The sequence below is a fragment of the Thiopseudomonas acetoxidans genome (assembly GCF_030362935.1).
In the GTDB taxonomy this organism is placed as follows: domain Bacteria; phylum Pseudomonadota; class Gammaproteobacteria; order Pseudomonadales; family Pseudomonadaceae; genus Thiopseudomonas; species Thiopseudomonas acetoxidans.
The window spans coordinates 101,007-114,562 of record NZ_JAUCDY010000008.1 but is presented as its reverse complement, the minus strand read 5'-3'; the positions used below and the strand labels follow the sequence as shown (position 1 = coordinate 114,562).

Sequence of the window (13,556 nt, the reverse complement as noted above, 5' to 3'; positions counted from 1 at the left end):
AAGAACGCGCTATGGAGTCCCAGTTACTACGCCGGTAGTGTTGGTGGTGCGCCTATTTCAGTGATACGCCAATACATAGAGCAGCAAACCCGACCCCATTAAGGAAGGCTACAGCCTTCCAGCGCTATCCTTCCCCGCACTAAAAGTACGGGGCTTGTCGCGCATTTTGGTCATCGCGCAGAAGGATGCGAACGGTAAACACCAATACCAATAACGCATGCAAAATCAAAATAACGTTCATCAACTACCTATAAATGAAAAAAACCACAGCAGGGGTTAATTTGCTGTGGTTTTTATTGTGTCAAAACAAAACTTTACTCGCTTTGTTTCTGCATCTTTATACGCAATGCAATGACTTTATGTTGCTTAGTCAGCATATGGGTGACGCAGAACGATGGTTTCGTTGCGGTCCGGACCTGTTGATACGATATCAATAGGCGTACCGACTAACTCCTGCAAACGCTCCACATAAGCCCGCGCATTCGCTGGCAACTCATCCATACTAGTCAAGCCCAGAGTAGAGTCTAACCAACCCGGCATTTCTTCGTACACAGGCGTTAAGCCGTCATAGCTGTCGGCATCGCTGGGTGCATCAGTGAGCACTTCGCCTTGAGCGTTCTTGTAAGCCACACAAATCTTAACGGTTTCTAAGCCATCCAACACATCCAGCTTGGTTAAACAAATACCGGAAATACTGTTCACTTCGGCGGTGCGACGCAAAATAACCGCATCAAACCAACCACAGCGACGCGCACGACCTGTAGTAGAGCCAAACTCATGGCCTTTTTCAGCCAAATACTGACCCGTTTCATCAAACAGCTCAGTAGGGAAAGGACCCGAACCCACACGTGTGGTGTAGGCCTTGGTAATACCCAAGATATAGTCCAGATATAGAGGACCAAAACCTGAACCCGTTGCTGTACCGCCCGCCGTGGTGTTGGAGCTGGTCACATACGGATAAGTACCGTGGTCGATATCCAGCAGCGCACCCTGCGCGCCTTCAAACATAATGCGTGCATTCTGCTTGCGCAGTTCATGCAGGCGCGCCGTTACATCTAACATTAACGGCTTAAGCGTTTCGGCATAACCCAGCGCATCGGCTAAAGTTTCCTCATAGCTTACTGGCGCAACTTTATAGAAATGCTCTAGAGTAAAGTTATGTAATTCCATCACTTCTTTGAGCTTAATAGCAAAGCGCTCTGGATTAAATAAGTCGCCAATTCGCAAACCACGACGCGCTACTTTATCTTCGTAAGCTGGGCCAATACCACGACCCGTTGTGCCAATCTTACCCTCGACACGAGACGCTTCACGCGCCTGATCCAGCGCCACGTGATAAGGCAGAATCAGCGTACAGGCTGGGCTAATGCGTAAACGCTCACGTACCGGAATACCTTTTTCTTCCAGCTTGATAATTTCTCGCATCAAAGCATCAGGAGCAACGACCACGCCATTACCAATCATACATTCGACGTTTTCACGCAAAATGCCTGAAGGGATCAGGTGTAAAACAGTTTTCTCACCGTCAATCACTAGAGTGTGACCTGCGTTATGGCCGCCCTGAAAGCGCACCACCGCATCGGCTTGATCGGTCAACAAATCAACAATTTTGCCTTTACCCTCATCACCCCATTGAGTGCCGAGAATGACTACGTTTTTACCCATAGGTATTTGCCCTCATACGTGCAAATAAGTAAGCCGTCGAGACGGAATTAAAAAGAAATTTTGTTAACGCACCAGCTGTTGTTTTGCCATTCTATCTGTCGGTCACAACCAGCGGCTTGCTGTGCATCTGGTAACTCTTGACCGGGCAAGGCTTGAATCACGCGCTCGCCTTCGCTACGTAGCTGCTGCATTAGCTGCCACAGCTGCGCATCGGATCTAAGCGGTGCCCAAATTGCACCCTTATTGACGACTTCTATTTTGCGCCCCAAGCTAACCACGGTTTTGAGATCCGTGGAAAAACCGGTTGCAGGACGTGAGCGACCAAACACAGCGCCAATATCATCATAGCGCCCGCCTTGTGCAATCGCTTGGCCTACGCTAGGTACAAAAGCAGCGAAGACAACTCCCGTGTGGTAGTTATAACCGCGCAACTCACTTAAATCTAAATAAATAAACAAGTCTGGATAACGCTGCTTGATTGCACTGGTAACTTTTTCCAAGTCTGCCAAGGCTTCAGTCACCTCGCCCGGTGCTTGGTCCAGCAGCTCATAGGCACGCTTTACAACCTCGGTATAGTTACCGCACAGACTGCTTAATGCATTGAGCATGCCGGCTAACTGCACGTCCAGGCCAGCAGTAAGCTCACGCACCTCACTAACGGCCTTGCGCTGTAAAGCATCAAACAGCAACTCTTCCAGCTCAGACGAAACACCAGCAGCTTTGGCTAAAGCGCGGTAAATGCCGACATGACCTAAATCCAAGTGCACTTGTTCAACGCCAGCGTGCTGCAGAGTTTCCAGCATCAAGCTGATAATCTCTATATCCGCGGCCGCACTCGCATCACCGTAGAGTTCAGCACCTATTTGAATAGGACTGCGTGAATTGGATGAGTCGCGCGCCCGCGTGTGGACCACGCTGCCGGCATAACAAAGACGGCTTGGACCTTCACGGCGCAAACTATGAGCATCTAAACGCGCCACCTGCGGCGTAATATCAGCACGAAAACCCATCAACTGACCACTTAATGGGTCCGTCACACTAAAGGTACGCAAAGCCAGTTCTTGCCCTACGCCAGTCAACAAAGAATCTAAAAACTCGATATGTGGTGTTACCACATATTCATAACCCCAAGCTGCAAAGAGATCCAATACCTGACGGCGTGCGACTTCAATCAGCGCTGCCTCTTGCGGCAACACCTCTTCAATACCATCAGGTAGCAACCATCTTTCTAATGTTGCCATGTATTAGATCCTCTTTTTTATCACTAACAACTTGGGTTTAAAAATTCAACTACTCACACGCGCAAAAAAGCCGGGAATTTCCCGGCTAATGCTAGATGGTGTTTATTGTCACCATCTAGCTATGCTTATTGAAGCGAGTCATTCGTCGGGAGTATAGCAAAAAAATATTCTTCTTTGCAGACTTTATCCCTTCGAGAGTCGGTTAAGGCTTCATACTCTCCATATAACGGAAAAACTCGTTATCTGGCGTTAGTACCAGCACATCTTCTTTACTGGAGAAGCTCTCACGGTAGGCTTGTAAGCTACGATAGAAGCTGTAGAACTCTTTGTCCAAACCAAAAGCTTTTGCATAAATCGCGGTTGATTTAGCATCTCCCTCACCGCGAATTTCTTCCGCTTCACGATAGGCTTCAGCCAGCAACACGCGACGTTGACGATCAGCATCAGCGCGAATACCTTCGGCCAACTCTTTACCCTTAGCACGGTGCTCACGGGCTTCACGCGCACGCTCAGAAATCATCCGTTCAAACACACTACGGTTAACTTCACGGGGTAAATCAATGGACTTGACCCGCACATCAATCACTTCAATACCTAGTTCTTTTTGCGCCAACGCATTTAGGCTTTTGGTGATACTAGCCATCAACTCATCACGTTGACCACTGACCACCTCATGCAGGGTGCGCTTACCAAATTGGTCACGCAAACCCGCTTCCAGACGACGTGCCAAACGCTCATCGGCTACCTGCTTAATGCCTGAAGTTGCTGTGTAGTACTGGTTCGCATTGGCAATACGCCATTTAGCAAACGCATCCACCATCACTGCTTTTTTCTCTAGCGTCAAAAAGCGTTGAGTCGGTGCATCCAAGGTTAACAAGCGGCCATCAAACTTGCGCACTTGGTTAACGTAAGGGATTTTCACATGCAAACCCGGCGGTACATCAGCTTGCGCAACCTTACCGAACTGCAGTAACACTGCACGTTCTGTTTGCAACACAATATAAAAACTATTCCATGCCACTAAACCCAGAACCGCAACAGCGATCAGGGCAAATATCGATTTATTGCTCATTTAACGACTCCCCCGTGAACGTAAACTACGCGATATAGCATCATTACTCGCCGGAGTATTGAGTGTCGACGAGTCAACGGGCTCATTGCTGATACGCGCTGCAGGAGCAGACTGACCTTGCTGTAACATCTTATCTAAAGGTAGATACAGCAAACTATTTTGTCCTTTATCACCGGTTAATAACACCTTACTAGAACGACTATACATCTCTTCCATGGTGTCCAAATACAAACGCTTGCGCGTTACTTCAGGAGCTTTGTGGTACTCAGTCACGAGCTTGGTAAAACGCTCAGACTCACCCTCAGCACGAGCTATTACTTCTTCACGATAACCATTAGCTTCTTCAAGGATTCGCTGCGCTAAACCGCGCGCTTCTGGCACGACACCGTTGGCATAGGTTTCAGCGTCGTTTTTCTCGCGCTGCTCATCTTCACGCGCTCGAATCACGTCATCAAAGGCTTCCTGAACTTCTTTAGGTGCCTGTGCGTTCTGTACGTTAACCCCCGTCACCACGATACCGGTACGGTACATATCAATGAAACGCTGCAAACGCTCACGCACATCAACGGCTAAAACCTCACGCCCTTCAGTCAGCACCTGATCCATTGATGTTGAACCCACTACGTGACGCAAGGCACTTTCAGTGGCTTGCTGCAGGCTTATTTCTGGGCCATCTACGTTCAATACAAAGTCTTCTAGGTTGCTAATTTTATACTGTACGGTCAGCGGTACTTCGATGATGTTTTCATCTTCCGTCAACATCGGACCTTGACGCGTATATGCACGCTCACGGGTCACGTTGTGCTGGAATTTTTGCTCAATCGGCGGGAAATAAATATTCAAGCCTGGGCCAACCGTTTCATGGTATTTACCCAAACGTAAAATCACCGCACGCTCTTGCTCATCCACCTTATAGACAGCAGTGGATAGCCAAAAGCCAACCAATACCACCAGTGCAATCAGTACGATTGCAACACCGCCACCAGAGCCTTGACCGCCAGGTTTCTTTTTACCGCCAAAAATTGAATTAAGCTTATCTTGTAGCTTGCGCAACGCTTCATCGAGGTCTGGCGGCCCTTGACGACCACCGCCTTTTTTGTTGCCACCACCCCAAGGGTCCTGATTATTCGAGTTTCCACCCGGCTCATTCCAAGCCATAGCGTTCTCCATCTAAAACAAAATTAAAAAGCTACCCAAGAGCAGCCATGCAAGTTAGAAATTTCTATCATTGTAAAGCAACTCGTTGTTTACGTCATGGGGGCAGTGCACTCCATTAAACAAACTGGCTTTACTGCTGCACATAACGCTGTACAAATTCTTCGTAATCTACGCCTTCATCACTTAAGGCGCGCTTAAGATCAATCAAAGGAATGCGCACACTTAAACAACTTTCACCCTGTTCGGTATGACTTTCTTGCTGCACAGCACTTAAAGCAAAAAAACGTGCCCTCAGTCGCGCTAAGTCATGCGGCAACTGCACCTGCGCAACAAACAGATCCTCAGCCAGCAACTCACTTACTGCCTGTAGCAGTAACTCAATGCCCTGCCCTGTTTGCGCGGACAACCACACCCTGTGCGGTTTACCCTGCTCATTGCGCTGTATGTGCGGCTTTACTGACTCTAGCAAATCAACTTTGTTGTAGACCTCAAGCACAGGGACTTGTTCTGCACCTATTTCTTTGAGGACCTGATTGACCTGCTTTATTTGCTCATCACGCTCAACCGCTTGCGCATCCACTAGGTGCAACAATAAGTCTGCGCTAGCTGACTCCTCAAGCGTGGCACGAAAAGCTTCAACCAGCTTATGCGGCAAATGACGAATGAAACCAACGGTATCCACCAAGGTAATGGGGCCAATATCAGGCACCTGTATTTTGCGTACCGTCGGATCCAGCGTGGCAAATAACTTATCCGCTGCATAGACAGTGGCTGAAGTCATCGCATTAAACAGCGTGGATTTACCGGCGTTGGTGTAACCCACCAAAGATACCGCTGGGATTTCCGCACGTTTTCTACTGCGCCGCGCCAACTCACGTTGGTTGCGTACTTTTTCAAGACGCGCTTTGATTTGTCGCATGCGAACGCGCAGCAAACGGCGATCTGTTTCCAGCTGAGTTTCGCCCGGACCTCGCAGACCAATACCACCCTGCTGACGGCTCAAATCCGTACGACTGCGCACCAGTCGCGTACTGATATGCTCTAACTGCGCCAGCTCAACTTGCAGCTTACCCTCATAGGTTTGCGCTCGCTGAGCAAAAATATCCAAAATTAAACCAACCCGATCAACCACACGACAATCTAAAGTGCGCTCTAAATTGCGCTCCTGACTGGGCGTTAAGCTCAGATTAAAAATAACTAAATCGGCTTGCTGTTCAGCAACAAGTTCACGCAGCTCTTGCGCCTTACCCGAACCAATAAGATAGCGTGCTGTGGGTTGAGTTCTGCCAATCGAAACAAAGCTTACAATCTCAGCGCCAGCCGAGAATGCAAGCTCTTTAAACTCTTCCGGTTCTTCGCGCTCTGTTAAGTTAAAACTATCTAGGTGCACCAAAACAGTACGATCAGCTCCCTTTAACTGAACATCGCTCAATGACGCACCTGCTTACTCATCCTGGGCATTCTCTTCATCAGCACTCAGAAGACGCACTGGACGACTAGGTACAACTGTAGAAATGGCATGCTTATAGACCATTTGGCTGACGGTGTTTTTCAGCAAAATCACAAACTGATCAAAGGATTCGATCTGACCTTGCAACTTAATACCGTTCACCAAATAAATGGAAACAGGGACGTGTTCCTTACGTAATAGGTTTAAGTAAGGGTCTTGTAGTGTGTGCCCTTTTGACATGGCGCAATCTCCTTTAGAGGATAAATTTTAAAGCCAAGCATAAATCTGGCTAATTGTTGTATTACTTACTGCAATATGGAGCTTTGTTTAAGGGTTTTCAAGGTCACGGCTAACTTATTGTCATCTAGGCTATCCAGCCAAGTTAACTCCTGCCAGCTACGCAACCAAGTAAACTGTCGTTTGGCCAACTGCCGAGTCGCTGCAATGCCTTTGGCCAGCATCGCATCGTATGCATATTGACCCAGCAAATAATCCCAAACTTGTCGATAGCCTACCGAACGCATGGATGGCAGCTCGGCATGCAAGTCGTCACGCTGCTGTAAAGCTCTGACCTCATCAATAAAGCCTTGTTCCACCATCTGCTGAAAGCGCTGCTCGATGCGTTGATGTAAAACTGAGCGTTGCTGCGGCGCAATGGCAAAAACCGCGACATTGTAGGGCAACTGCGCCCTGTGTTGTTGATTGTTTTTTTGCCGCAAGCGGTGTTCAGTCATTGTTACCCCGCTGACCAACCACACCTCTAAAGCACGCATAATGCGCTGGCTGTCATTGGGGTGAATGCGCGCTGCTGATTCGGGATCAACCTGCTGCAGTTGTTCGTGCAGCACATCCAACCCCTGCTCCGTTGCGCGCACATCCAGTGCAGCACGCACCTGCGCATCAGCTGGTGGCATGGTCGCCAAGCCCTCTAGCAGAGCCTTGTAATACAGCATGGTGCCGCCAACTAACACCGGTACTCGTGCTTTAGCCGCGGCTTGCGCCATCAAAGCTAACGCATCTTCACGAAACTGTGCCGCAGAATAACTTTCAACAGGATCAATAATATCGACCAGATGATGTGGAAAAGCAGCCAACACCTCGGCGCTCGGTTTGGCGGTGCCGATATCCATGCCACGATAAATCAGTGCCGAATCGACACTGATTAACTCGCAAGGAAAACGCTGTGCCAATTCAATGGCTAGATCCGTTTTACCTGAAGCCGTCGGCCCCATGATAAAAATAGCGCCGGGTAACTGCTGTGTATTCATAACCTGACTTATTGGTTCGCCATAAACTGCAGCAACCCTTTATCCTTGAATACCCGCTCCAAGGCATCACTCATCACCCAGCTAATCAAGCGGTTATTGGCTGAATCAGTTGGCGGTTTCACAAAGCCTTTATCTAAGTTGGCGGTATATCGACCACGATAAACCTGACCTTCTTTATGTACCTCGACCGCAAACACTGCCGTTAACTGCACCTTGCTCGCCACCGTGCGGTCTTCGACTACGCTGTATTTCAAATCGGCAATACTCAGTCTAAGTTGGCTACCTGCTTGGCCTTGCGGCACGGGAATAAAGCCGCGCATCCGCAACGCCGCTTCAGCTTCGGCTTGCAAGCGCGGAAAAGTGGTTCTGCCTTCAACGGTAAGTGTATTGGACTCAGCATATAAGCCGCCTCGGTGACCTATCACCGAAGTAGTGCGCTGATCATCAACCGCCACTGATACCGTCTGCCCGTTGGCTACGCGCTCTAATTGCCCCGCGATGCGTGGCTCGGGGTAAAGCTGCTGCGGACTTAAACCACAACCACTGAGCCCCAGCATAAACAGACCCACAACAGCTATAGGTACTAATAATTTTTTCACTTATTTAAGCTCCATTAAATCCCAGTAAAAATATGTCTAAATATGGCATACAGCCTTTAAAAAGACTATGCGCAAGATGCTTATTTAGCATCCCTTCGCGCCACAAACAGTGCTAAGTCAGAGTGCTGTTGTTAGGTAAAGTTTCTTCCAGCAACTGCTGCTTACGCTGTTTGGATAAAGGCGTACGCGCCGCCAAATAATGCTGATTAAAGCGTACAAACCACTCAGTTAAAGCATCAGCGGCCTGTCCGTCTTCTGCCAACTGCAAACAGAGCGCTGCCACCTCTGCAGTAGACAGATGCTCTATGTTAACGGAACGGCGTAAATGATAGCGCGAAACCTGTTCCGGTCTCAGGCTTAAAATGGGCAGATGCTGTAAATAAGCGGATTTACGAAACATTTTTCGCGCCTGCTGCCACGTTCCATCTAACACAATAAACAGAGGGCGTTTTTGTACTGCATCTTGTTCATGGGTCTGCATCGATTCGAGCTGCAACTCATGCACTACCTGTTGACTAGGCTGTGCATACTCCTGCGGGAACACCAAATAGGGCTGCCACTGTGGATCAGCCAGCACGTCAAGCAGCGCCGGCTCAACCTCAGTACGCGCCCAAGCAAACGCAAAGGTCTCCGCCACCACATCCGCAATAAGCCAGCCGGTATTACTGGGTTTGAGCGGCTCGGCATCATACATCAGTAAACACACCGCACTGCGCGCAGCAACCTGAGGCTGCCAAGCACAAATACAATACTCCTGCGCCACGCGGCAGCGCGGGCAGCGTACCAATAATGCGCCGCGCGCCTGAAAAGGCTTTTTACTGATAGCTAATCGCTTGGCTCGCAAGCGTGCTACGGCATGGGGCATATATGCGTCCTTAGGCAAAACAAACGAGCCGTATGTTAAACCTCTGTCAGTACTAGGCAAGAAAAACTTTTCTTGCGAGAAATGTTTCGCCCTGTGTTCTGTGCAAAGTATTGCAAAAACTATTATTGATGCAGGTCACGCCCAGCTTATCCGTTGATGGCATATTGACCAGCCATTCAAGTTAACGAGGAAATCATGCGTCGCGAACCTATAGTTTTGTTTGATGATGGAATACATCAATGTCTTTTATTCGATGACCTAGTCACGGGTGAAGGCATACAGTCTAACCAGTTTATGCTCACCAACAGCGGTCAGTCATTGCTGTTAGATCCGGGCGGAGACCTGACCTACACCCCTCTTTCAGTGGAAGTTTCCCGCAGAATTACATTGAGCGAACTCACCTACATTTTTGCTTCGCACCAAGACCCTGACATTATTGCTGCACTGGATAAGTGGCTACTCCACACCAAAGCTCAAATAATTACCTCGCAGTTGTGGGCGCGCTTTTTACCCCACCTAACCGCCAGCTATTTAACTGCCGCACACGGCATTAGCACCTCTGAACGAGTCATCGCCCTACCCGACTCGGGCAGCGTTTTTAACCTAGGCAAAGCACCGTTAAAAGCAATGCCGGCGCACTTTCTGCACTCTGTTGGCAACTTCCAGCTTTACGATCCAACCAGCAAAATTCTGTTTTCTGGCGACATGGGTGCTTCGTTAGTTGATGATGCGCAGCCCGTAACAGATTTCGCCGAACATATTCAGCACATGGATGACTTCCACCGTCGCTATATGGTGAGCAACAAAGTCATCAAACTATGGGTCAACATGGTACGCAAACTGGATTTGGACATAATAGCTCCTCAGCACGGCCGCATCTTTAAAGGCAAGGCAATGATTGATGCCTTCCTTAGTTGGGTTGAAAACCTTGAGTGTGGCATTGATGTACTGACACAAGACGATTACTGCGAACCCAAATAAGTAGCCACAGCCATAAAAAGCGAGTCAAGCAGCGCGCCAGCGACAAGTTGTCTGACGCGCTCACCTTTTGATTGTCCTATGCTCTACGTTAATGCTAGGCCTATACAGGCCTTGACGTCGAACACAGAGCTGGAGTTATTGAGCGCTCCAGTTTCTCAACTAGGATATTGAGCAATGAAAATCGCAGTAACCAGTCAAAATCACAAAACCATTACTAAACATGCCGGACGCTGCCGCAACTTCTGGGTATTCACCATTGAGAATAAGCAGATTGTCGACCGTCAATTATTAGAGCTACCCAAAGAGCAGTGCTTTCACGACAGCCCCGGGCACGCAACACACCCACTGGATAATGTCGACGTATTAATTAGCGCTGAGATGGGCCAAGGCTTGGTCAGACGCCTAGCGGAAAAAGATATACTCGGGTTGGTAACCACGCAAACCGATCCTGAAACAGCGGTTACTTTGTACTTGCAAGACGCTTTACCTACCGTGGCGCCTGAAGATCATTCACACGGGCATCATCATGAGCACTAAGCAGTGCTTAATCTGTACTGAACCTTGAAATTATGCAATTCAGCCGCATCTTCTTAAACATTCGTAAAGGTGAGTTAAGGTACATCTGTTCTGCTAGCCCAACTCGCCTCACTGCAATTTGAAGAGGACCTATACTCATGCGAGTCGATCGTTTAACCAGCCAATTACAAGTTGCTTTATCCGACGCCCAATCCATAGCGCTAGGCCGTGACCACACTGCCATCGAGCCTGTACACCTCCTACTGGCTTTACTTGAACAACAAGGCGGTGCAATTCGCCCGCTACTGATGCAAGTGGGCTTTGATGTATCCGCATTGCGTGCTGCGTTGGATAAAGAAATTAATCAGTTACCCGTTATTCAACAACCCACTGGTGATATCAGTCTGTCGCAAGACCTAGCGCGCCTGCTGAACCAAGCAGACCGCTTATCACAGCAGAAAAAAGACCAGTACATTTCTAGCGAATTAGTGCTGCTCGCGGCAATGGATGACAACACCAAGCTGGGCAAGATTCTGCTCGGTCAAGGCGTCAGTCGCCAAGCACTAGAGAACGCCATTACCAACCTACGCGGCGGTGCTAGCGTTGACGACCCCAACGCTGAGCAATCACGCCAAGCGTTGGACAAATACACCATTGACCTAACCGAGCGTGCCGAGCAAGGCAAGCTGGATCCGGTGATTGGCCGTGATGATGAAATTCGCCGCACCGTGCAAGTGCTGCAGCGCCGCACCAAAAACAACCCAGTGTTAATTGGTGAGCCGGGCGTGGGTAAAACCGCGATCGCCGAAGGCTTGGCCCAGCGTATTATTAACGGTGAAGTGCCGGACAACCTTAAGGGTAAGCGTTTGTTATCCCTAGATATGGGCGCGTTGATTGCCGGGGCCAAATATCGTGGCGAATTTGAAGAGCGCTTAAAATCCCTGCTCAATGAGCTGGCCAAGCAAGAAGGCCAAGTGATTCTATTTATTGATGAACTGCACACCATGGTCGGCGCGGGTAAAGGTGAAGGCGCGATGGATGCAGGTAATATGCTCAAACCCGCCCTAGCCCGCGGTGAGCTGCACTGCGTGGGTGCGACCACATTGGATGAGTACCGCCAGTACATTGAAAAAGACGCTGCGCTAGAGCGCCGCTTCCAGAAAGTGCAGGTGGATGAGCCCAACGAAGAAGACACCATTGCCATTTTACGTGGCCTGAAAGAGCGTTACGAAGTGCACCACGGGGTCAGCATTACCGACGGCGCGATCATTGCTGCGGCCAAGCTGTCACACCGCTACATCACCGACCGCCAGCTGCCAGATAAAGCCATCGATCTCATTGATGAAGCGGCCAGTATGATTCGCATGGAGATTGACTCCAAGCCTGAAGCACTGGATCGTTTGGATCGTCGTTTAATTCAACTAAAAATCGAACGTGAAGCATTGAAAAAAGAAGACGACGAAGCCACCAAAAAACGCCTAGCTAAGCTGGAAGATGACATTACCGAGTTTGAACGTGAATACGCCGATTTAGAAGAAATCTGGAAATCTGAAAAAGCTGAAGTGCAGGGCTCGGCTCAGCTACAGCAGCAAATCGAGCAATCGCGCCAAGAAATGGAGCTGGCACGCCGTAAAGGCGATTTAAACCGCATGGCCGAACTGCAGTACGGTATTATTCCAGACTTAGAGCGCAGCCTGCAAATGGTCGACCAGCACAGTAAGACTGAAAACGTCCTGCTGCGTAACAAAGTTACCGAAGAGGAAGTCGCAGATGTGGTTTCCAAGTGGACCGGTATTCCTGTGTCGAAGATGCTTGAAGGCGAGCGCGACAAGCTACTGAAGATGGAGGATTTACTGCACACCCGCGTGATTGGCCAGAACGAAGCCGTTACTGCAGTTGCCAATGCGGTACGCCGTTCACGTGCAGGGCTGGCTGATCCGAACCGCCCTAGTGGCTCATTTTTATTCTTGGGTCCTACGGGCGTGGGTAAAACCGAGCTATGTAAGGCACTAGCTGAGTTTTTATTCGACACCGAAGACGCCATGGTGCGTATTGATATGTCTGAATTTATGGAGAAACACTCGGTCGCCCGTTTAATTGGTGCGCCTCCGGGTTATGTCGGTTATGAAGAAGGCGGTTATCTAACCGAAGCCGTGCGTCGCAAACCCTATTCTGTGATTCTGCTGGATGAGGTGGAAAAAGCCCACCCGGATGTGTTTAACGTCTTGCTACAAGTGCTGGAAGACGGTCGTTTAACTGACAGCCATGGCCGTACGGTCGATTTTCGCAACGCTGTAGTGGTGATGACGTCCAACCTTGGCTCGATGCAAATTCAAGAGCTGGTCGGCGACCGTGATGCACAACGCGCCGCAGTTATGGATGCGGTGGGCGCACATTTCCGTCCTGAATTTATCAACCGTATTGATGAGCTGGTAATTTTCGAGCCGCTGGCCAAAGAACAGATTGCTGGCATCGCGCAGATTCAGCTGGGTCATTTACGCGCACGTATAGCGGAGCGTGATCTGACACTAGAACTCACTGATGAAGCACTGGAGAAGCTGATTGCTGTAGGTTATGACCCGCTGTATGGCGCACGTCCATTGAAGCGCGCGATTCAGCGCTGGATTGAAAACCCACTGGCGCAGCAAATACTCTCCGGGCAATTCAGCGAAGGCAGTCACATCAAAGCTAGAGTCGAGGGCGAGACTATCGTTTTCGAATAATTTCTATAACCCAACCAA

General features: G+C 49.3%; 13 protein-coding genes. 4 read left to right on the top strand and 9 right to left on the bottom strand.

What is annotated here, in order from left to right:
* A partial coding sequence (locus tag QEZ41_RS08175; RefSeq protein ID WP_289410933.1) for a transposase occupies positions 1-102 on the top strand: 102 nt, incomplete at its 5' end.
* A 264-nt stretch (positions 103-366) separates the two neighbouring features.
* Here the strand turns inward: QEZ41_RS08175 and QEZ41_RS08170 are convergent.
* The 9 genes from QEZ41_RS08170 to QEZ41_RS08130 form a co-directional block, all read right to left on the bottom strand.
* The gene (locus tag QEZ41_RS08170) at positions 367-1,665 is read right to left on the bottom strand and encodes an adenylosuccinate synthase (RefSeq protein ID WP_289410929.1); all 1,299 of its coding nucleotides are present in this window, start codon (positions 1,663-1,665) and stop codon (positions 367-369) included.
* 47 nt (positions 1,666-1,712) lie between these two features.
* Positions 1,713-2,906 carry an ATP phosphoribosyltransferase regulatory subunit gene (locus QEZ41_RS08165; protein ID WP_289410928.1) on the bottom strand — a complete coding sequence of 398 codons (1,194 nt, stop codon included), beginning with the start codon at positions 2,904-2,906 and terminating at the stop codon, positions 1,713-1,715.
* A 202-nt stretch (positions 2,907-3,108) separates the two neighbouring features.
* Entirely contained in the window at positions 3,109-3,978 is an 870-nt protein-coding gene (hflC, locus tag QEZ41_RS08160; protein ID WP_289410926.1) for a protease modulator HflC, read from the bottom strand.
* Complete coding sequence (gene hflK, locus QEZ41_RS08155) at positions 3,979-5,136, bottom strand: FtsH protease activity modulator HflK (protein WP_289410925.1); 1,158 nt, start codon at positions 5,134-5,136, stop codon at positions 3,979-3,981.
* Between the two features lie 130 nt (positions 5,137-5,266).
* Entirely contained in the window at positions 5,267-6,568 is a 1,302-nt protein-coding gene (gene hflX, locus QEZ41_RS08150; RefSeq protein ID WP_289410923.1) for a ribosome rescue GTPase HflX, read from the bottom strand.
* Between the two features lie 12 nt (positions 6,569-6,580).
* Complete coding sequence (gene hfq / locus QEZ41_RS08145) at positions 6,581-6,826, bottom strand: RNA chaperone Hfq (RefSeq protein WP_289410922.1); 246 nt, start codon at positions 6,824-6,826, stop codon at positions 6,581-6,583.
* Positions 6,827-6,891: 65 nt separating this feature from the next.
* Positions 6,892-7,854, bottom strand: coding sequence for a tRNA (adenosine(37)-N6)-dimethylallyltransferase MiaA (gene miaA, locus QEZ41_RS08140; RefSeq protein WP_289410921.1), 963 nt, complete (start codon positions 7,852-7,854; stop codon positions 6,892-6,894).
* An 8-nt stretch (positions 7,855-7,862) separates the two neighbouring features.
* Positions 7,863-8,453 carry a YajG family lipoprotein gene (locus tag QEZ41_RS08135; protein WP_289410920.1) on the bottom strand — a complete coding sequence of 197 codons (591 nt, stop codon included), beginning with the start codon at positions 8,451-8,453 and terminating at the stop codon, positions 7,863-7,865.
* Between the two features lie 112 nt (positions 8,454-8,565).
* Positions 8,566-9,318, bottom strand: a complete 753-nt coding sequence (locus QEZ41_RS08130; RefSeq protein ID WP_289410919.1) for a tRNA-uridine aminocarboxypropyltransferase — start codon at positions 9,316-9,318, stop codon at positions 8,566-8,568.
* A 195-nt stretch (positions 9,319-9,513) separates the two neighbouring features.
* Here QEZ41_RS08130 and QEZ41_RS08125 point away from each other — a divergent pair, with 195 nt between their 5' ends.
* The 3 genes from QEZ41_RS08125 to clpB all read left to right on the top strand — a co-directional run bounded on the left by QEZ41_RS08125 (position 9,514) and on the right by clpB (position 13,538).
* Entirely contained in the window at positions 9,514-10,299 is a 786-nt protein-coding gene (locus QEZ41_RS08125; protein ID WP_289410918.1) for an oxygen-binding di-iron domain-containing protein, read from the top strand.
* 174 nt (positions 10,300-10,473) lie between these two features.
* Positions 10,474-10,836: a NifB/NifX family molybdenum-iron cluster-binding protein gene (locus QEZ41_RS08120; RefSeq protein ID WP_289410917.1), complete on the top strand. Its 363-nt coding sequence runs from the start codon at positions 10,474-10,476 to the stop codon at positions 10,834-10,836.
* Positions 10,837-10,973: 137 nt separating this feature from the next.
* Positions 10,974-13,538, top strand: a complete 2,565-nt coding sequence (clpB, locus tag QEZ41_RS08115) for an ATP-dependent chaperone ClpB (RefSeq protein ID WP_289410916.1) — start codon at positions 10,974-10,976, stop codon at positions 13,536-13,538.
* Positions 13,539-13,556: the final 18 nt, after the last annotated feature.

Excerpts from the sequence above, each read along its gene's own strand:
- clpB (WP_289410916.1), top strand. The coding sequence starts at position 10,974 with ATGCGAGTCGATCGTTTAACCAGCCAATTACAAGTTGCTTTATCCGAC.
- miaA (WP_289410921.1), bottom strand. The coding sequence starts at position 7,854 with ATGAATACACAGCAGTTACCCGGCGCTATTTTTATCATGGGGCCGACG.
- QEZ41_RS08120 (WP_289410917.1), top strand. The coding sequence starts at position 10,474 with ATGAAAATCGCAGTAACCAGTCAAAATCACAAAACCATTACTAAACAT.
- hfq (WP_289410922.1), bottom strand. The coding sequence starts at position 6,826 with ATGTCAAAAGGGCACACACTACAAGACCCTTACTTAAACCTATTACGT.
- QEZ41_RS08125 (WP_289410918.1), top strand. The coding sequence starts at position 9,514 with ATGCGTCGCGAACCTATAGTTTTGTTTGATGATGGAATACATCAATGT.
- QEZ41_RS08170 (WP_289410929.1), bottom strand. The coding sequence starts at position 1,665 with ATGGGTAAAAACGTAGTCATTCTCGGCACTCAATGGGGTGATGAGGGT.
- hflK (WP_289410925.1), bottom strand. The coding sequence starts at position 5,136 with ATGGCTTGGAATGAGCCGGGTGGAAACTCGAATAATCAGGACCCTTGG.
- QEZ41_RS08165 (WP_289410928.1), bottom strand. The coding sequence starts at position 2,906 with ATGGCAACATTAGAAAGATGGTTGCTACCTGATGGTATTGAAGAGGTG.
- QEZ41_RS08130 (WP_289410919.1), bottom strand. The coding sequence starts at position 9,318 with ATGCCCCATGCCGTAGCACGCTTGCGAGCCAAGCGATTAGCTATCAGT.
- hflC (WP_289410926.1), bottom strand. The coding sequence starts at position 3,978 with ATGAGCAATAAATCGATATTTGCCCTGATCGCTGTTGCGGTTCTGGGT.